A 19,297-nucleotide genomic window follows, 5' to 3' on the forward strand; every position below is an offset into this window, starting at 1 on the left:
CCGCATCCGCCCGCGCCTGGGCGGCCTGCAGCATCCGGGTGAAGGTGCCGTCGGCTGCCCACCGGCGGAAGCGGATGTGCAGCGACCGCCAGGACCCGTAGCGTTCGGAGACCCGTAGCGTTCGGGCACGTCCCGCCAGGCCACCCCGGAACGGAACCTGAACACGATCCCGTTCAGCACCCGCCGGTCATCGGCCCGCGGACGGCCCATCCGCTGCTTGGGCAGCAGCGGCTCCAGCATGGCCCACTCGGCATCGGTCAGCTCATGACGACGAACCACGCGTCACATGATCGTCATGCACGACCCGTTACGCAGCCACTTTGACGACACTGCCTAGTGCTCGACCCCGCGCGAGGGTTGCGATACCTCCAGGGTGATGATGCGGCCGAGACCCCGGTCGACGTGACGCTGCGGCACCTGTACCACGGTTGCGATACCTCCAGGGTGATGAGGCGGCCCGAGAGTAAAGGCGCAGGTAAGCACGGTCAGCGCGTGACCGTACGTAGCAGATTCTGCAGCAGTCCGGCGGTTGTGCAAGTGCGCAGGTCAGAGCGGTGCCGGTTTGCGAGGCCATCGAGGGGCCGCCGGGCGGTGGTCTCGCTGGCTGCGGCGAGGATGTCGGCGGCGTGGCGCCGTTGTCAAGCATGGCTTGATCCGGTCGGCTCCGGGGCCGAGCAGGCGATCTCGGTCAGGTCGATGACGTCGGTCACCTCGTACTCGGGCGGGGGCGAGTGTGGTGAGGGCGGCCGGGGAAATGCCGGTGGCTGCCACTGGGACGGATTCGTCGACGAGATCGTCCGTTATCGGCCCGACGCTACGGCAGGTTCTGAGGACCGGAAGTTCGAGGTGTGACGGTCGCCGTGGATGACACCACCGCGACCCGGCCGACGAGCCGATCCGCACATCCCCGGAGGATCTGCTGCTGTTCAGTCGTCGCTTGCTGGGGTGCGTCTTGCGAGGTGAGGGTTTGGGCAGGTGGCGACCTGCCGCCCTGAAGCGCTGGATGCGTCACGCCTCCCAAGGGACCCGGTGACACCTGACGGCCGAGGCCATCCTGTCGATGCTGGTCCACGAGACCGGCTTCACCCTGCACGGCACCCAGTTCGCGGAGGCGACCCACGGTCGCCTCCTGCACGCCCGGCCGCAGAATCCATGTCTGGCGGGTCAGCCGGATCCTGAATCGAGTGCGCGGTCTTCATAGCAACGGATGAATTCCGGAAACGGGGAAAGGGGCGATCGCATCATCGTCGACATCTGGAGGTGAGAGGAGAGATATCGTCCAGAACTACCTGCAGGCCACAAGCGCCTAACGCCTATCGGGCGGGCCGAGTCATGTAAGCCTTGCTCGAATATTTTCGCTCGCCGCCGTTGAAATAGCGTGCAATCAAGCGTTCCTGTTGATAGTCCAAGCGGGCATGCAGGTGTTTTTCGTGTCGTCTCGGTGCACCACATTCACCGGCTATCAGTCCGGAACGGCTGTTGCCGGCATGGACGAAAGACCCGGCTGACCGGACGCTCCTCGCTTGGCCCGCCCGTGCCATCTGGTCGACCAGCGGTGATCTCGTCGAACGGGCCGGGCCCGAAACCGCCGACGCCTGAACGCCCCTCCCTCGTAGGACCGGCTCGAAGCGGTGCCCGCATGGTCGACTCGTCCCCGAGCCGGTGCACCGTGATCACGGGCGATGACCTGTCCAGACGATTCCTCTTCGGCGCCTGTGCGGACCGACCAGGGCGCCGACACCGCAGAGCTTCCCTCGCCGACGGCTCCGCTGCCGTCGAAGGAAACTTGATCGCAGCAAAGGTGATCACGAGTCGGATGCATGGCCGCCTGTTCCCTTCTCGTGTGAGCGCTTCTCCTTGGGCGTCGTTGACTTTGCTGCACGGAACGTGCGTGCCGGAGCCAGGAATCAGCCGGCGTTGCGGAAGCAGTGATCGCGCGGACCGCCGTCACCGTATGTCACCCGGTTTCAACGATTCGCTTCAATGGATCATGGTTACACCCCACCATCGTGTGGGTGAACGGCTGCGGACATGCCGGCGGCATGCGACGACGACAGCGCTGTCGGGGCGCGCCCGGAAGGCCGTTGACGCGCACTTCAAGGGCGTCCGGCGGTCGTGGGACATGCCCGACCGGCCAGGTACCGACTGGTCTGCCGGACAGCCGATGACTGGTCGCCTGTCAGATTCCGCCTCCTGAACCGCGGGGGAAACTCGACCGCGATGACTCCCGGAACCTGAGGAGGCGACCGGAGTGGACAGCGCGGTACGAGCTTTCGATTACGTCGTCGTGGGCGGGGGAGCGGCGGGCGCGGTACTGGCCAACCGGCTGAGTGTTCAGTCCGAAGCGCGAGTGCTCCTGATGGAGGCGGGACCGCCGTGCGACACCGACGCGCGGGTCGCCGACCCTGAGCGGTGGGCGACCCTCCAGGGCACCCCGCTCGACTGGGGTTTGCGGACCGCGCCGCAGCCGGGGCTGCGCAACCGGGAGCTCACCGTCCCCCAAGGGCGCATGCTCGGCGGCAGCACCGCGATGAACGCGATGCTGTGGCTGCGCGGTGACCGCGGCGACTTCGACGGTTGGAACGTCCCCGGCCGGTCGGCCGACGACCTGTGGCCGCTGTTCGCCCGGATCGAGACGCCCGACTCGACCGGCAGCGGTCTGACGCTGACCAGGCTTACCGGAGGGCACCCGTGGAGCCGGGCCTTGGTGCAGGCCGCGCGGGACGCGGGACACCCGGTCACATCCGACTTCAACCTGGATGGACTGCGCGGCGCGGGCTACTACACCGTCAGCCGGCGCGACGGCCGCCGCTGCAGCGCGTGGCACGGCTTCCTTGCCCCCGCCGCCGACCGCCCGAACCTGACGGTGCTGACCGGGGCCGAGGCGCAACGGCTGGTCTTGCGCGGCGACCGGGTGACCGGGGTGGAGTACAGCCGCGACGGCGCCGTCCACCGTGTCGAAGTCGAGCAGGAGGTCCTGCTGGCCGCCGGAGCCGTCGGCAGTCCGCACCTGCTGCATTCCTCCGGCGTCGGCCCGGCCGGACGGTTGCGTGAACTCGGCCTGACGCCCCGGATCGACCTGCCCGGCGTCGGGGAGAACCTGCACGACCATATCGCCGTGTCGATCACCTTCACCGCCGCGCACAAGGACCCGTCCGACTCCCGGGCCGGCCTGGGAGAGGCCGGGCTGTTCGTCGGCGACGACACCGGCGCCCGGTTCCACCTGTGGCTCGGCCCGAGCACCTCGCCCGACGGCCGCACCTTCACACTCGCCGCGGGCCTCACCCGCCCGGCGAGCCGGGGGCGGCTGCACCGCAGGCCCGACGGCGTCCCGCAGCCGGATCCCGGTTACCTGACCGCCGCCTCGGACCTCGACGACCTGGTGGAGGCCGTGTCGGTCATCGCCGACCTGGCCGACGAGCCCGCGTTGCGCGCGCTGTGGGACGGGCCGCCGCCCGAAGTGTTCAAGGCCGACGCCGCCGCCGTCGCCGAGTACGTGCGCGCCACCGCCGGCAGCCAGGCCCACCTGGTCGGCACCTGCCGCATGGGCACCGACGAGGACGCCGTGGTCACCCCGGACCTGCGGGTGCGCGGTCTGGCCAACGTCAGGGTCGCCGACGCCTCGGTGATGCCCGCCATCACCACCGGCGGCCCGCAGGCCACGGTCTACGCGATCGCCGAACACGCCGCCGGCCTCGTGCTGGGCGAGCACCGCTGAGCCGAGCGTCCGAGGAGAGTGACGATGACCCTGCTCGAAGGCCGCTCCGTGTCCGACCGGTACGAGCTGACCACCCCGGAGCCCGACGACTTCGACGAACTCGCCACCGCCATCCACCGCGCCTACGGCGGCTTTCCCGACCCCGCCGAGGTCCAGGCGATGAACAAGGAGATCTTCGAGTTCGATCGCGCGGTGGTCGTGCGCAGCGGCGGCCGGGTCTGCGGCACCGCCACGATCTACTCACTGGAGATGACCGTGCCCGGCGGCCCCCGGCCGGTTGCGGGCGTCGGCTACGTCAGCGTCATGCCCGACCACCGCCGGCGCGGGCTCATGCGCCGCATGCTGCGCCACCAGCTCGAAACCCTGCACGAGCAGGGCGCGGAGCCGGTCGCCGCGCTCCACTCCACCGAGGGGGGCATCTACGGCCGGTTCGGGTACGGCATGGCCAACCAGGTCGCCCGGCTGACGATCCCGCGCGGAGCGAACGCGTTGCAGCAGAACCGTCCCGCCGATCCCGCCCTGCGCCTGCGGGCGACCGGGCCGGGCGACATCGCCGACCTGGTGGCCCCCTGCTACGACGCCAACGTGGCGACCCGGCCGGGGATGCTGCGCCGTGACGCCACCTGGACCCGCCGCGCCCTGATGGATCCGCCGGAACAGCGCGAAGGAGCCGCACCGCTCCAGGCGCTGGTCGCCGAGGACGGCTCCGTGACACGCGGCTACGCGCTCTACACCATCCGGTCCAACTGGGAGAACGACTCACCCCGAAACGTCGTCGTCGTCAAGGAGATCTTCGCGCGCGACGCCGCCGCCTACGCCGAGCTGTGGGCGGCGCTGCTCGACCTCGACCTGACCGCGACGGTCGTCGCCGACACCAGGCCCGTCGACGACCCCGTCCTGGCGATGCTCGCGGACTTCCGCACGGCCGTTCCCACGCTCCGCGACCAGCTGCATGTCCGGCTCGTCGACGTGGGCCGTGCGCTGGCCGCCCGCACCTACACCCGCGAGATCGACCTGGTCCTGGAAGTCGAGGACTCGCTGTGCACCTGGAACCAGGGGCGCTGGCGGCTCAGCGGCGGCCCCGACGGCGCGCAGTGCCACGCCACCGACGCCCCGGCCGACCTGTCGGTGTCCGTGCGCGCGCTGGGGTCGGCCTATCTGGGAGGCGTCTCGCTGCGGCAACTGGCCGCCGCCGGCGCGGTCACCGAATGCCGGTCCGGCGCGCTCGCCGCCGCCACGACCGCGTTCCGGCACGACCCCGCCCCGTTCTGCCCCACCATCTTCTGAGCCTTCTTCCGGACGACCACCATCCGCATACGACAAAACACCGAGGGGGAGACCGTGCCCGGTCCGGGCTATGCATTCATCGACGACAGCGAACGCGACAACGTCCTGGAGGTCCTGTCCTACTGGCGCGAACACCGGCTCGACTTCGACAACCCCGGCAACGCCGGCATGGTGCGGCGGTTCGAGGACGCGGCCGCGGCGCGCTTCGGCGTGCCCCACTGCGTTCCCGTCAACAGCGGAACCTCCGCGCTGCTGGCCGCGCTGGCCGGGCTCGGCATCGGGCCGGGCGATGAGGTCATCGTGCCCGGCTACATGTTCGTGGCCTCCATCGGCGCGGTCGTCTACAGCGGTGCGACCCCCGTCCTGGCCGAGATCGACGAGTCGCTCACCCTCGACCCCGCCGACGTGCGCACCCGGATCACCCCGCGCACCAAGGCGATCATGGCGGTGCACATGCTCGGCGCGCCGTCGGACATGGCCGCCCTGCGGGCACTGGCCGACGAGCACAGCCTGGCGCTGCTGGAGGACAACGCCCAGGCGACCGGCGGCTCCTACCGGGGCGAGCTCCTCGGCACGATCGGTGCGGCCGGCGCCTTCTCCCTCAACCCGTTCAAGGTCGTCACCGGCATGGACGGCGGTTTCCTGCTGACCCGCGATCCGCGCCTGTTCCAGCGGGCGCATTCCTTCCACGACCAGGGCTGGTTCCCGTACCGGCAGGAGACCGGCGAGGGCGAGCCGGTGTTCGGGCTGAACCTGAGGATGAGCGAGCTGAACGCGGCCGTCGCCCTCGCCCAGCTCGCCAAGCTCGACACCGTTCTCGAGCGGACCCGCGCCGTGAAACGCAGCCTGCTGGAGCAGATCCCCGAACGCGCCGGCATGCGCCGCCGCCGCCTGCACGACGCCGACGGCGAATGCGGAACGCTGACGGTGTTCGTCTTCGACTCGGCCGCGGCCGCGGCCGCGGTGGCCGAGCACATCGGGTGCAAGCCGCTGATCGACTCGCCCAAGCACTACTACGGCGGGCTGCCCGCCCTGGCCGCGCTCGGCCGCGGCGAGCGCGGCCCCTTCCCCTTCCGGGTCCCGGGCGATCTCGACACCGCCCGCGACTACGGCAAGGGCGCACTGCCGCAGACCGACGACATGCTGGCCCGATCGGTCGCGCTGTCCACCGGAGTGTCCGACAGTTACCTGGGCGCGGGCAACGGGCTCGGACCGTCGGCCACTCCGCAGGACGTCGAGCGCGTCGCCGACGAGTTCAACACCGCGGTCAGCAAGGTGCTCGGTTGATCCGACGCACCGAACGCTCCCATCGCACAGCCAATCCGGTACATCCGCTCCAGGGGGGAATCGTCGCATGACCTCGCTCGTGACCGAACCCGACGTCCGGCAGGCGATCAAGAATCACATCTACCATTCCGTCTCCGACACGATGATGCTCCGCGGCGAAGGCGTGTACCTCTACGACGCCGACGGCCGCTCCTACATCGACTGCGCCGCCGCCACCTTCAACCTCAGCCTCGGCTACGGCCACCCGGCGGTGATCAAGGCCATCAAGGACCAGGCCGAGCGGCTCATCCACATCACCTCCAGCTTCCAGTCCGAGCCGATCAACGAGCTGGTGGCCAAGCTGGTCGAACTGTCGCCCAAGAACCTCACCAAGGTGCACCTGAAGGTGTCGGGCGGGTCGGAGGCCAACGAGGGCGCCATCAAGATGGCCCAGGTCGCCACCGGCAAGCGGGACGTCATCACGATGTTCCGCAGCCACCTCGGCCAGTCGATGATGATGGCGTCGCTGTCGGGCAACGCCTTCCGCAAGGAACCCTTCCCGCTCATCTACCCGGGCGGCGTGCACGTCCCCGACCCCTACTGCCACCGCTGCTTCTACAAGCAGCAGCGCGACACCTGCGGTCTGCTGTGCGTCGAGCGCATCGAGGACTTCGTGGAGTACGCCAGCTCCGGGCAGGTCGCGGCGGTCGTGGTGGAGCCCATCTCCGGCAACGGCGGCAACATCGTGCCGCCCGACGGCTACTTCCAGGCGCTGCGCCAGTTCTGCGACGACCACGACATCGTTCTGATCTTCGACGAGATCCAGACCGGCATCGGCCGCACCGGACGGCTGTTCGCCGCCGAGCACTTCGGCGTCGAACCCGATGCGATCACCGTGGCGAAGGGGCTGGGCGGCGCGGGAGCGCAGGTCGCCGGGATCCTCACCAACGACCGGCTGGCCGGGCTGGCGGGCCACCACCACTCGTTCACCTACGGGTCGAACCTGCTGGCCGCGGCCGCCGCCAACGCCACCCTCGACATCGTCAGCCGGCCGGAGTTCCTCGCCAACGTGCGCGCGACCGGCGACCACATCCTGGCGCGGCTGCGCGACCTGCGCCGTCGCTTCCCGCAGATCGGCGACATCCGCGGCGTCGGCCTGATGATCGGGTTCGAGCTGGAGACCGCCGACGGCGAGCCGGACGTCGCACTGACCAACCACCTCGCCAAGGCCGCCATGAAGCACGGGTTGATCATGCGCACCTCCCGCTACGGCTTCGGGAACGTGCTGAAGATCAGGCCGGCGCTCACCCTGACCATGGCCGAGGCCGACCTGATCTGCGACCGGCTCGAGGAGACGTTCCAGGAGGAACTCGCATGAAGGACCTGATGCTGGGGATGGCCCGCGCCGTCCGCGCCGCACTGGACGCCGGGCGCCGCGTCAACCAGGCGCGGCGCGTGCTGGGCGACTCGCCCGGCGGCGACGCCCAGTTCGACATCGACGAGGTGGCCGAGCGCGTCGTATGGGACTACCTGGAGGCCGAGGCCCCCGAGCCCGTCGCCGTCTACACCGAGGACCGCGGGCTGCGCTCCACCGGCCCCGCCGCGCGGTACGTGTTCGTCGTCGACCCCATCGACGGCACCCGCCCGGCATCGGCGGACCTGGAGATGGCCACCGTCTCCATCGCCGCCGCCCCGCTGAGCGACGACCCGGTCCTCGGCAACGTGGACCACGCCCTGCTGCTGGAGCTCAAGAGCGGGCACTGGATGTACACCGGCCCCGGGGAGAGCGGCGTCGTCGGCGAAGGGTACCCGCGCGGCCTGCCGAACCTCAGCCGCAACGAGGAACTGGCGACCATGTTCTGGTCGATCGAGTTCAACGGGCATCCGATGAGCCTGATGAACGCCGCCTACTCCCACCTGGTCGACGCCTCGGCCAACACCGGGGGAGTGTTCGTCTTCAACAGCGCCTCGTTCTCGATCTCCCGGATCATCACCGGGCAACTGGACGCCTACGTCGACATCGGCAACCGGATCCTGCACGACCACCCCGAGACCGAGACCGCCTTCCGCAAGGCGGGGCGCGGCGGCATCCTGCACCTGTTCCCCTACGACATCGCCGCCGCCGTCCTGCTGGCGGAACGCGCCGGCGTGACCGTCACCGACGCCTACGGCCGGTCGCTGGCCGACACCCGCCTGTTCGACCTGTCGCCGCAGAACCAGCGGTCGTGCATCGCCGCCGCCAACCCCGTCCTGCACAAGCGAATCCTGGAAGCCATCTCCTGGGACCTGAAGGCCACCGGACAAGACGAGGAAGGTGCTCTGTGATGCGCGCCCTGGTACTCACCGCCGACCGCCGCCTGGAACTGGCCGAACGAGACCGCCCCCAGCCCAAGGCCCCCCGCGACGTGCTCGTCCGGGTGGTGCAGACCGGCATCTGCGGAACCGACCGCAGCGTGCTGGTCGGCAAGTTCGCCGCCGAGCCCGGCGTGATCATGGGGCACGAGGCGGTCGGCGAGGTCGCCGAGATCGGCCCCGACGTCACCGACCTGGCGATCGGCGACCGCGTCATCGTCAACCCCACGCTGTACTGCGGGCGCTGCATCCGGTGCCTGCGCGGACAGACCAACTTCTGCCACCGCAAGACCGGCAACGAGATCGGCATCGACCGCGACGGCTCCTACGCCGAGTACATCCTGCTGGAGGACCGCTTCCTGCACCGCATCCCCGACGGGGTCTCCTACGACCGGGCGGTGCTGACCGAGCCGCTGGCGTGCGTGCTGAACAACCTGGACAGCGCCGGCCTCACCCCCGGCGAGCCGGTCACCGTCATCGGAGCCGGCCCCATCGGCCTGGTCTGCGCCGTGGCCGCGCGGCATCTCGGCAGCCCGGTGACGCTCATCGAACGCGACGACTTCCGCCGCGACCAGGCGCGGGAGCTGATGAAGGAGTTCTTCCCCTCCGACGTGACCGTGGTCGGCGCCGACCCGGCCGACCGCCCCGACCGCGCCCCGACCGTCGTCGACACGGTCGGCAACCAGCTCGACACGGCGCTCGACCTGGCCGACGACGTCGGGACCGTGGTGGCCATGGGCTACGACAGCCGGGCGGAGGCCACCGTGCGGCCGCTGGAGATCCTCCAGCGCCAGCTCCGCATCGTGGGCGCGGGCGACTACCGCGGCCCGCACTTCCCGCGGGCGGTCGAGATGGCGGCCCGGCTGCCGCTGGAACGGCTGGTCACCCACCGGTTCCCGCTGGAGCGGCACGAGGAGGCCTTCGCCGCGTTGGCGGCGTCCAACGGCTCGGGCTACAGCGCCCTGAAGGTCGTCCTCCAGAGCGCGGAGGACGCGCAGTGACGCCGGCGCCGAAGTCGGGCGGGCGGCTGGCCGACCTGCTGCCGCTCCCCGGCGACCGCCTGCCCATCCTCGCCGAGTACCCCTACTACCGCGCCGCGCCCGAAGCCTGGGCGGACAACCTGCGCGGCCTGCGGGAGCTGGGCGCGGACGTCATCACCGCCTACGTGCCGTGGCGGCTGCACGAACTCGGCCCCGACCCGGCCGGCGGCCTCCGGTACGACTTCCAGGGCGACACCCACCCGCAACGCGACCTGTTCGGGTTCCTCGACCGGGCCGCCGCGGCCGGGCTGCTGGTGATCCTCAAACCGGGGCCGTACGTGCACGGCGAAATCCGGCTCGGCGGCCTGCCCGACCGCGTCACCGCCTTCCCCGCCCGGCGGTCGCTGGACGGCGGGACGGTCACCGAGGAGCGCCTGCCCATGCCCTCGGCGCACGCCCCGGCGTTCGCCCGCGCCGCGGCCGAGTGGCTGACCGCGTTCCGCGAGCGGGTCCTGGAGCGGTGGGCCGCGCCGCACGGCCCGGTCGTCGCCCTCCAGGTCGGCAACGAGGGCATCTTCGGGGAGATCCACCGGCCGATGGACTCCGAGGACTTCTCCGAGGCCGCCCTGCGCGGCCATGCCGACCGGACCGGGGAGAAGCCCGCCGTGCCCGCCGATCCGGACGGCCGCATGCGGTGGGCCGTGCAGAGCGGCGCGGCGATCCGCGAAGCCCTGGCGGCATACCGGGACACGTTGAGCGGCACGCTCCCGCTGGTGCTGAACCTGCCGCTGCCGGGCCTGCCGGGGCCGCGCCGCGAACCGGAGGCATGGCTGGTCCGTGCCGCCGACGCGCTTCCCGAGGGCGTCCTCGCCGGCAACACCAGTTGGAGCGGCAACGCGCGGACGTCGGACGAGGCACTGGCCGCGCTGTGGCTGGGGATGCGGCTGCACCGGACCGACACCCTGGAGGACAACTGGGGGTTCACCTGGTCCGACGAGTCCTATACGGACCCGGCGACTCCGCTGTACAACGTGATGCTGGGACTGGCCTTCGGGTCCAGCGTCGTCAGCGTCTACACCGCCTGCACCACCTACCACTGGGCGCCCGGCATCGGCCCGGACGAGGACGGGCTCCGCGCCGAGGGCCGCAACCCCGATCACTTCGCCCCGCCGTACTGCCCGGGGGCTCCTCTGGACGAGTCCGGCAAGCTCCACCCCAACGCGTCGGCGCTGCGCCTGCTCGACGTGTTCTCCGACTGGGCGGGCGGCTTCCTGCGCCGTACCCGGCCGGAGCCCGGCGCATGGCTGGTGGCGGACCCGGTGGCCGTGGCGGAGTCGGCCTGGCCGACGGCCGCCGAGGAGGCCGGCCCGACCCCGGTCGGCGTGGCCGTCACGGCGGCGCTGCGGTGGATGCTGAACGGCGGCGCCGAGGTGGACGTGCTGCCCCAGGCGCCCGACGCCGACGGCGGGGTGCTGCTGGTCGCCGGCGGCGGGTCGATGCGCAGGCGCACGCAGCAGGCCTTGGCCGAACTCGTGTCCGCCGGGCAGCGGTGCGTCGTCGTCGGCCCGGTCCCGGAACGGGACGAACACGGCGACGTGTGCGATCTGCTCGGGCAGGCGCTTCGGGCCGCGGGGGACACCGGGCGGCACGTGCCGGTGGCCGCCGCCGACCTGGACGCTTCCGTCGCCCGCGTGCTGGAAGCGCTGGGCATGTCCCCGGACGGCGCGGAGGCGGGCGGCGGCGCTGTGCTGGTGCTCCGGCGTTGTGCCGACGACGCCGAAGTCGTCTGGCTGTTCAACCGCTCCGACAGCCCGCGGACGGTCGCCGACGTTCTGGACGGCGGAGTCACCGTGCGCCTGGCACCGCGCGGCGCGGCCGTGCTGGTGGCCGACGGGCGCGAGCTGCGGTACTTCCTCGTCCACACCGGGACGGCGGAGAGCACGGAACCGGCGTCTTTGAACACGGGGCACGGCGAGTCGGAACTGCAGTTCCACGACCATACCGTCGGCCGGCGCACGGCCACCGGCTGGGAACTCCACGCTGCGGAGGACGTCACCACCGGAATCTGAGGACGTCACCACCGGAATCTGAGAGAAACAGGTACCGTCCCCAACACCGCTCCGGTGTTGGGGACGGTACCTGTTCTCAGAGGGGCGTCGTCGGAGCCGTCAGCCTTTCCGGCGGCCGGACGAACCGTACCTGGAACCGGTCCGCGCGGGCCAGGACGGTGACCTCCGTGCCGCGCGTCCACCGGCGCGTCCCCCGCTGCCGCAACAGCAGGGCGGGGCTGCCCGGCCGCATGTCCAGCAGTCGGGCGTCAGGAGCGGAGGGCAGGACCGCGACCACGCTCTGCTCGGCGGGCTCGAACACCATCCCGAACGCCGCCACCAGGATCTGCGTCAACGACAGCCCGTCCCACATGCGGGCCGGCAGTTCCGGAACCAGCGCGACCGGGACGCAGCCTCGCTCGACCGCGACCGGCTCCCCGTCGGCGCGCAGCACCCGGGTCAGCAAATGAACCCGGGTACCGGACCCGGAGTCGGCGGTGCGGTGCTCCAAGCGGACGAAGTCCAGGTGCGGTTCCCGCCGCCGCACGCCGGTGACCAGCGCGAGCGGCCCGAGCGAGGGATGCCGCCGCCCATGGGAGGCGAACGTGCCCTTGCCGGGGCGGCGGAGCAGCCGCCCCTCACCGGCCAGCAGGTCCAGTGTCTGCCGCACGGTCATCCGGGAGACCCCGTACCGGCGACACAGCTCCTGCTCGGACGGGAGGGGGGTTCCCGGCGGGAACCCCCCTCCGTCGAGCAGCCCGATCAGAATCCTGCGCAACTGCGCGTACTTGGGCAGCGGACTGGTCGGGTCGATCGCCGCATCCGGTTCGGCGACATCAGGTATCGGTTCCATGGGAGGTCCTGGCGCTCTTCTCCGCCGGGGGCGCCGAGGCGGCCGACGACTCGGGAGCAGACAGCGCGGGCAGGCTCCTGACCGCCAGCGCCACCAGCAGCGCCCCGAAGCTCATCACCGCGAGGACGGTCGGGATCACATCGGGACCCCAACGCTCGACCGATCCTCCGACGACGCTGGGGAGCACCCCGCCGAGCATGGACAGCGCGATCACATAGGAGGTGATACCGGGGATGCCCGGCAGCTTCTCGGTCAGCCAGACCAGGCCGGTCGGGAACAGCGGACCGACCCCCAGCCCGGCCAGGAAGTATCCGACCGGGGCCGCCGGCCCCCAGTGCGCCAGGACCAGACCGGCCGTCATCACCGCGATGCTCGCCATCAGGATGCTCTGGGCGGTGAAATGGCGCGCGACAGGGCTGATGGCGAACCGCACGGCGGTCATGGCCAGCCAGAACGTGGACGTCGCCATCGCCGCCGATCCGGTCGCCCAGCCGAGGCTCACCAGGTGCGAGGTCTCCCAGCCGCCGATCCCGGACTCCACCCCGACGTGCAGCACGAAGAAGATCATGAAGAGGGCCGTCATCCTGCCCACCGCCGCCCACCGCACATCACCGGTCGGGGCCGTCCGGGGACCGCCGCTCACGCTCCCGACGCTGGCGAGCACCGCCAGCGACAGCACCGCGCAGACCACGAACGCCCACATGTAGTTCCGGCCGGGCAGCGCACCCACCAGCAGCGGCCCGAGGACCGCGCCGACGCCGAAGTTGCCGTGCAGCAGGTTGAGCACGCCCGTGCTGTCGGCCCCGTAGAACTCGATGAACAGCTCGTTGACGCCGACATCGATCCAGCCGAAACCGATCCCCGCCACGAAGGCCGCCGCCAGCGCAAGAGGCCAGACCGGGGCCGCGGCGAACCCCAGGCACCCGACGGCGATCGTGGTGAGCGCCGAGACGAGGAACAGCCGGTTGCCGACACGGCGCAGCCGCGGTGTGCACAGCACGCCCAGCAGAGCACCGACGAAGTGCACCGACAGCGCGAGCCCGACCTCCCCGGAGGACAGGCCGAAACGCTCGCGCATCGCGGGGACCGCCGGCCCGTACATCGCCTGGAGCGCGCCGATCACCACGAACGAAACGCACATGCCCCCCATGGCCACGCGGTTGAAGCTCGTGGCCGCGTGCTCCCTGACGCGCGCGGGGCCCGCCGCCCTCATCGGACCTGCCCGGACGGGCGGGCCGGCATCCCGGAGGGCAGCGCGAACGCCAGGTCCGCCCAGAGGCGGGCCGCGTCGGTGAACAGCAGCGCCGTCATGCCGACGGACGCGGCGGCGTCCACGTTCTCCTGCCGGTCGTCGATGAACAGCACGTCCTCGGGCCGGGTGTCGAGGATCTCGCACGCCCGGCGGTAGATCTGCGCGCCGGGCTTGGCCAGGTGCAGGTCGGAGCTGAACAGCCGGTGCCGGAAGAGCCTCGCCCAGCTCTGCCCGTCGATGAGCCGGGCCATCTCCACGACCGCGTTGGACAGCAGGGCCAGCCGCATGCCCCGCGCGTTGAGGGCCTCGACGATCTCGAGGGTGGCGTCGTTGATCTCGAACCACGCACCGAGGTCCAGGGCGACCAGCCGGTCGACGTCCTCCTCCCGGAACGGCCGCCCCAGCTGCCGGTACACGTCGCGCCAGTATCCGGCGGCGTCCACCGCGCCCAGGTCGTAGGCGGCGCGGTTCTTCCAGTAGGCGGGCCAGAACACGCCGGGTTCGACGCCTGCGGCCTCGGCCAGCCGGACCCCGGCCTGGTCGGGCGGGGCGTGGCTGATCACACCCGCGTAGTCGAAGACGATCCAGTCCACGTCGCCCCTCCACGGTCCCTCGCGAGCAGAACCTTGACTTTCAAACATCTATCACGTGAGATGCAACATGTGGAAGGTTCGAATCGGCACCGAGAGATCATCGAAAGGTTGCGAACGGCCGAGCGGGTCACCGTCGCCGAGCTGGCCGCGCAGACCGGCTGCTCGGAGATGACCATCCGCCGCGACCTCGACCAGCTCGCCGAACAGGGCGTGCTGCGCCGGGTCCGGGGCGGCGCGGTGAGCCTGCTGCTGCGCGGCGAGGCCCCGCCGTTCGCGGTCCGCGAACACGAGGCCGCCGACAGCAAGCGGCGCATCGCCGCCAAGGTCGACGAGCTGATCGCCGACGGGGAGTCGGTGATCCTCGACAGCGGCACCACGGTCCTGCAGGTCGCCCGCGCTCTGGCGCGCCGGCGGATCACCGCGATCCCGCTCGACCTGCACTCGGTGAACGCGCTGAGCGCCGCGCCCGATGTGCGGCTGCTGGTCCCCGGCGGCCAGATGCTGCCGGGCACGCTCTCGCTGGTCGGACACTTCACCGAGACCTCGCTGCGCGCGCTGCGCGTCGACACCGCCGTACTCGCGGTGTGCGGGCTGTCGGCCCGGCACGGGCTGACGGCCCACGACCTGGCAGAGGTCCCGATCAAACAGGCGGCGCTCGCCGCCGCACAGCGCAAGATCGCCGTGTGCGACGGTTCCAAGTTCACCCGGACCGGGCTCGGACATGTCTGCCCGGTCACCGATCTGGACGCGATCGTCACCGACTCCAGCGCGCCGCCCGGCGAACTGGAGAAGATCGAGGCCGCGGGGGTCGCGGTCATCCTGGTGTGATCTCCGGCCTGCGCCCGACGTTTCGAACGCGAGAGGAAGTGACGGCAGCCATGCCCGCGCCCGGCCCCGTGACCTCGGTCATCTTCGACATCGGCGGCGTGATCATCGACTGGGATCCGCTGCACCTGTACCGCAAGCTGATTCCCGACGACGCGGAACGGGAGCGCTTCCTCACCGAGGTCTGCTCCGACTCGTGGAACGCCGAGCAGGACCGCGGCCGTTCGTTCGCCGAGGCCGTCGAGGTGGCCGCCGCCCGCCACCCGGACCAGCGCGAGCTGATCGAGGCGTACTGGCGGCGGTGGCCGGAGATGCTGGGCGGACCCATCCCGGGCGTGCCTGAACTCGTCGCCGAGATCCACGGCGCGGGCACGCCGATGTTCGCCATCACCAACTGGTCGGCCGAGACCTACCCGATCGCCGTGCGCGAGTACCCGGTGCTGGAGCTGTTCCGGGACGTCGTGGTGTCCGGGGAGGTGAAGGTGTGCAAGCCCGACCCGGAGATCTTCCGGCTCGCCCTGCAGCGGTTCGGTGTGGCGCCGCACGAGACACTGTTCGTCGACGACAACCCGGTCAACGTGGCGGCGGCCGAGGCCCTCGGCATGGGAGCCCTCCTCTTCACCGACGCCACATCACTCCGCGACCGACTGAAGCCGCTCGGACTCCTGTAATCGGAAGGCAAACCAAGCCCCGCCGACTGCTCGCGATCCGCACGTCGGCATTCCCCGCCTCCAGAGGTCATTGCCGGGGCGGGATGGACGGCAACCGTCCCAGGGAATCTGTGCGCAATAACTAACGTACCCACACAAACACCTGGATCCGGTCCCCGAAGCGAGGGGCCGGCCAGCCCGTCCCCGCGCAGGCCGCGCATCGAGCAGGTCGCCGCGCACGCCGTTCGTCACCTGGCGTTCCTGCGGTGCACCGACACCGTCGCCCGTCAGGTGATCGATTCGGTCCCCGGGCTGCCCGGTGTTCTGGGCTCATGGTCGCCGGCCCCGGCCGGGCAACTGCCCGATGCCGGCGGGGGCGATCAGGTGGTCTTCGCGTCCCGCTGAGAACGCCCGCCCTCGCCGCCGTCCGGTGGGCGATGGAGTAGGCCGGGTGCGGCCGACGTCGCTGCTTCGGCGTCAAGCGTGGCAGCGGGCGTTGGTCCATCCGGAAGGTGATCTGCCGTCGGGCGCAGTGATCGCGCAGGAGTTCGGACGTGGCGAGCGATGGGGCCGTCCGGCCGAACAGGCCGGGCTCGCCGGGCACCTCGATGCACTTGATCAGCGTGCTGGTGGCACGCCGGGACCGGTGGTCGATCATTGGTGGGACCGGGTCGGCGTTGTCGCCGACATCATGCCGCTCAGCTCATCGCGTGAGCAGACGCCGTCGGCCACCCTGGCGGCACAGACGAGGCGTGGCCCGCCGCTCGTCTGCGTGACGCCTGCTCTTCGTGCAGGACGGTCGAAGCGGGACCTTGGTGCAAGTAGGTGGCAGGTGTCGCATGTGCCATCATTGTGCGCTGTAGGCGACGGCGGAACGAGGAAGCCGGTGCGAATCCGGCGCGGTCCCGCCACTGTGATCGGCGAGCGGATCCCGAACGACGCCACTGCCCGCTCCGGCGGGTGGGAAGGCCGGGACGAGCGTTGACCCGAGAGCCAGGAGACTCACGTCGTCGCTTCCTCGAAGGAACCCGGGGCGGATCTCCCCGGAGAGAGGACGGTGGACCGGGCATGCCCGAATTCCCTGCCCGCGCGCGGCGGTTCCGCGGCCGCGCGGCGGCCCCTCCCTGCGATCCGCCCCTTCCGCGCCGCGGACGCCGTCGCGGAACGGCGGTCGCGGCCCGTCGCAGGGAGAGACAGCGATGCTTCGTGCCTCGCATCGGTTCGGCGGTCTTGTCCTGGCCGCCCTGTTCGCGCTCACGGCATGCGGAGGCGGTGGCGGTTCGCCGTCCACGGCCGCGGATCGCGGCTGTGTCAAGGACTTCGACGCGTCCAAGGACTACTTCCCGGTCAAGCAGACCGTCCGGCACGCCGCCAACTTCACCCTGACCTACGCCAAGAACTACCAGGTCGTCACCGTCGAACAGCCCGCACCCGGGGCCAGGCCGGAGAAGTACGTGCTGGTGCGGTGCGGCACCCCGGCGCCCAAGGCGGAAGGCGATCTGGCCGGGGCGATCACGGTGGAGACACCGATCGACACGCTGTACTCGGCGTCCACCACGCACCTGCCGTTCGTCACCGAACTGGGCGTGCTGGACGTCCTGACCGGGGTGGCGCAGAGCGCGCCGATCAGCTCCCCGCAGGTGCTGGAGCGGGTGCGAAGCGGCGCGGTCGCCGAGTACGCGCGCGCCGGTCAGATCGACGTGGAGAAGGTGATCGGCGCGCGTCCGGACGTGCTGATGACCGGGGGCATCGAGGACAGGGACTACCCCGCCCTGCGCAAGGCCGGGGTGAAGGTGGTGGCCAACGCCGAGTGGCTGGAGTCCACCCCGCTCGGCCGCGCCGAGTGGATCAGGCTCATGGCCGCCCTGACCGGTACCGAGGCCAAGGCGAACGAGGTCTTCGGCAGGGTCGAGCAGGCTTACACGGCTCTGGCGGCCAAGGTCGAGGCCGCGCCCACGGTGACCGTCCTGCCCGGTCAGATGTTGCACGGCGAATGGGCGGTACCCAATGGCGGCAGCTATGTCGCCGGGCTCATCAAGGACGCGGGCGGCACCTACCCCTGGGCCTCCACCAAGGGAACCGGCAGCACGACGCTGGATCTGGAAGCGGTGCTGGCCAAGGGCAGGGACGCCAAGGTGTGGCTGGCCAACGTCACCGAGTGGAAGACCCTGGCCGACGTGCGCGAGGACGACCCCCGTTACGCCGAGTTCACCGCCTTCAAGACCGGGGCGGTGTGGTCGAGCAACAAGGCGCTCGGGCCCGGCGGAGGCAACGACTTCTATGAACGCGGGGTGGCCCGTCCGGACCTGATTCTGGCCGACCTGGTGGCCATCCTGCACCCCGATCTGGCCCCGGGCCACACTTTCACCTTCTACCGGCGGCTGGCCTCATGACGTCCCTGGCCGTGTCCGCGGTCCCGGCGATGGTCGCACGCCACCGCCGAGGACTGGTCCTTGCGGCTTCGGCGGTGGCGGCGGGGACGGCGCTGGTGCTGGCCGTGGCGATCGGCTCCACCACCATCCCCCTCACCCAGGCCGTGCCCGCCCTGCTGAAGACTCCGGGCGCCGACCCGGGCGCCGAGACCGTCATCTGGACGGTGCGGCTGCCGCGGGCGCTGACCGCGACCCTCGCCGGGGCCGCCCTGGCCGTGGCGGGCGTGCAGATGCAGACGCTGTTCCGCAACCCGCTGGCCGAGCCCTACATACTCGGGGTCAGCTCGGGCGCGAGCCTGGGAGTGGCGCTGGTGGTCGCCGGGACCGGCGGTGCGGCCGGCGCGTTCACCGCGGGCGTCGCCGGGCTCGGCCGGATCGGCGTGGTCGCGGCCGCGTCGGCGGGGGCGGCCGCGGTGCTGGTCATGGTGCTGCTGCTGTCGCGGCGGGTCCGGTCGGTGGTCACGCTCTTGGTCATCGGGGTGATGGTCGGCGCGGCCGCGACGTCGCTCATCTCCCTGCTGCTGGCCTGCACCGACCCGCGCCGCGCCCAGCAGTTCATCTCCTGGGGGCTGGGCGGCTTCACCGGGGTGTCCTGGGCGGACCTGGCGCTGTTCGCGCCGGTGTGCGGCGGTGCGCTGGCCGCCGCGCTCGCCGGGATCAAACCCCTCAACGCGCTGCTGCTGGGGGAGAACTACGCCCGCACCATGGGGGTGAAGGTGCGGCGCGTCCGCACGGGCACGCTGCTGTCGGCGTCGGTGCTGGCCGGTGCGGTCACCGCCTACTGCGGTCCCATCGCCTTCCTCGGCCTGGCCGTACCGCACCTCGCCCGGCTGCTGCTGGGCACCTCTGACCACCGGGTGCTCATGCCCGGGGCCTTGCTGCTGGGCGCGGCGGCGGCGCTGCTGTGCTGCGTGGCCACCCAGCTGCCCGGCGGCGGCGCCGTGCTGCCCCTCAACGCGGTGACCACGCTGGTCGGCACCCCCGTGGTGATCGCCGTCCTGCTGCGCAGCCGCGCGGCCCGGCTCGGCCCGGCGGTGTGAG

15 protein-coding genes and 1 riboswitch are annotated in these 19,297 nt (G+C 71.3%); of the genes, 11 read left to right on the forward strand and 4 right to left on the reverse strand.

The genetic code is table 11. The annotated features are described in order from the left end of the window. Positions 1-279 (reverse strand): transposase (locus ABD879_RS32945; protein WP_425549628.1); only part of this gene is annotated, 279 nt, incomplete at its 3' end. A 1,972-nt stretch (positions 280-2,251) separates the two neighbouring features. Here ABD879_RS32945 and ABD879_RS10895 point away from each other — a divergent pair. The 7 genes from ABD879_RS10895 to ABD879_RS10925 all read left to right on the forward strand — a co-directional run bounded on the left by ABD879_RS10895 (position 2,252) and on the right by ABD879_RS10925 (position 11,672). Beyond that, positions 2,252-3,718 (forward strand): GMC family oxidoreductase, encoded by a 1,467-nt coding sequence (locus ABD879_RS10895; protein ID WP_345020097.1) that lies wholly within the window; start codon positions 2,252-2,254, stop codon positions 3,716-3,718. A gap of 24 nt (positions 3,719-3,742) precedes the next feature. After that, complete coding sequence (locus ABD879_RS10900; protein ID WP_345020099.1) at positions 3,743-5,005, forward strand: GNAT family N-acetyltransferase; 1,263 nt, start codon at positions 3,743-3,745, stop codon at positions 5,003-5,005. 54 nt (positions 5,006-5,059) lie between these two features. Next, complete coding sequence (locus ABD879_RS10905) at positions 5,060-6,292, forward strand: DegT/DnrJ/EryC1/StrS family aminotransferase (RefSeq protein WP_345020101.1); 1,233 nt, start codon at positions 5,060-5,062, stop codon at positions 6,290-6,292. Positions 6,293-6,359: 67 nt separating this feature from the next. After that, positions 6,360-7,649, forward strand: coding sequence for an aspartate aminotransferase family protein (locus ABD879_RS10910; protein ID WP_345020102.1), 1,290 nt, complete (start codon positions 6,360-6,362; stop codon positions 7,647-7,649). Further along, positions 7,646-8,596 (forward strand): inositol monophosphatase family protein, encoded by a 951-nt coding sequence (locus ABD879_RS10915; protein WP_345020103.1) that lies wholly within the window; start codon positions 7,646-7,648, stop codon positions 8,594-8,596. The genes ABD879_RS10910 and ABD879_RS10915 overlap by 4 nt, the downstream gene beginning before the upstream one ends. Further along, a complete protein-coding gene (locus tag ABD879_RS10920) occupies positions 8,596-9,624 on the forward strand; it encodes a zinc-dependent alcohol dehydrogenase (RefSeq protein WP_345020104.1) in 1,029 nt (342 codons plus the stop codon). The genes ABD879_RS10915 and ABD879_RS10920 overlap by 1 nt, the downstream gene beginning before the upstream one ends. Continuing rightward, entirely contained in the window at positions 9,621-11,672 is a 2,052-nt protein-coding gene (locus tag ABD879_RS10925) for a beta-galactosidase (protein ID WP_345020106.1), read from the forward strand. Before ABD879_RS10920 ends, ABD879_RS10925 begins: the two co-directional genes overlap by 4 nt. A gap of 76 nt (positions 11,673-11,748) precedes the next feature. On the opposite strand, the gene ABD879_RS10930 is transcribed toward ABD879_RS10925, so the two are convergent. The 3 genes from ABD879_RS10930 to ABD879_RS10940 all read right to left on the reverse strand — a co-directional run bounded on the left by ABD879_RS10930 (position 11,749) and on the right by ABD879_RS10940 (position 14,349). Then, on the reverse strand, positions 11,749-12,504 hold the full coding sequence (locus ABD879_RS10930; RefSeq protein WP_345020108.1) for a GntR family transcriptional regulator: 756 nt from the start codon (positions 12,502-12,504) through the stop codon (positions 11,749-11,751). Next, complete coding sequence (locus ABD879_RS10935) at positions 12,488-13,645, reverse strand: MFS transporter (RefSeq protein ID WP_345020110.1); 1,158 nt, start codon at positions 13,643-13,645, stop codon at positions 12,488-12,490. The genes ABD879_RS10930 and ABD879_RS10935 overlap by 17 nt, the downstream gene beginning before the upstream one ends. Before the next feature lie 68 nt (positions 13,646-13,713). Continuing rightward, the gene (locus ABD879_RS10940) at positions 13,714-14,349 is read right to left on the reverse strand and encodes an HAD family hydrolase (RefSeq protein ID WP_345020112.1); all 636 of its coding nucleotides are present in this window, start codon (positions 14,347-14,349) and stop codon (positions 13,714-13,716) included. 60 nt (positions 14,350-14,409) lie between these two features. Between ABD879_RS10940 and ABD879_RS10945 the strand changes: the two genes are divergently transcribed. From ABD879_RS10945 to ABD879_RS10960, 4 genes are all read left to right on the forward strand, one after another. Next, the gene (locus ABD879_RS10945) at positions 14,410-15,177 is read left to right on the forward strand and encodes a DeoR/GlpR family DNA-binding transcription regulator (RefSeq protein ID WP_345020114.1); all 768 of its coding nucleotides are present in this window, start codon (positions 14,410-14,412) and stop codon (positions 15,175-15,177) included. Positions 15,178-15,227: 50 nt separating this feature from the next. Then, the gene (locus tag ABD879_RS10950; RefSeq protein WP_345020116.1) at positions 15,228-15,845 is read left to right on the forward strand and encodes an HAD family hydrolase; all 618 of its coding nucleotides are present in this window, start codon (positions 15,228-15,230) and stop codon (positions 15,843-15,845) included. Positions 15,846-16,646: 801 nt separating this feature from the next. Beyond that, a riboswitch (cobalamin riboswitch) is annotated at positions 16,647-16,847 on the forward strand. A 176-nt stretch (positions 16,848-17,023) separates the two neighbouring features. Continuing rightward, on the forward strand, positions 17,024-18,217 hold the full coding sequence (locus ABD879_RS10955) for an ABC transporter substrate-binding protein (RefSeq protein WP_345020118.1): 1,194 nt from the start codon (positions 17,024-17,026) through the stop codon (positions 18,215-18,217). After that, entirely contained in the window at positions 18,214-19,296 is a 1,083-nt protein-coding gene (locus ABD879_RS10960) for a FecCD family ABC transporter permease (protein WP_345020120.1), read from the forward strand. Before ABD879_RS10955 ends, ABD879_RS10960 begins: the two co-directional genes overlap by 4 nt. Position 19,297 lies beyond the last annotated feature (1 nt).

The organism is Actinomadura keratinilytica, from assembly GCF_039539665.1.
In the GTDB taxonomy this organism is placed as follows: Bacteria; Actinomycetota; Actinomycetes; order Streptosporangiales; family Streptosporangiaceae; genus Spirillospora; species Spirillospora keratinilytica.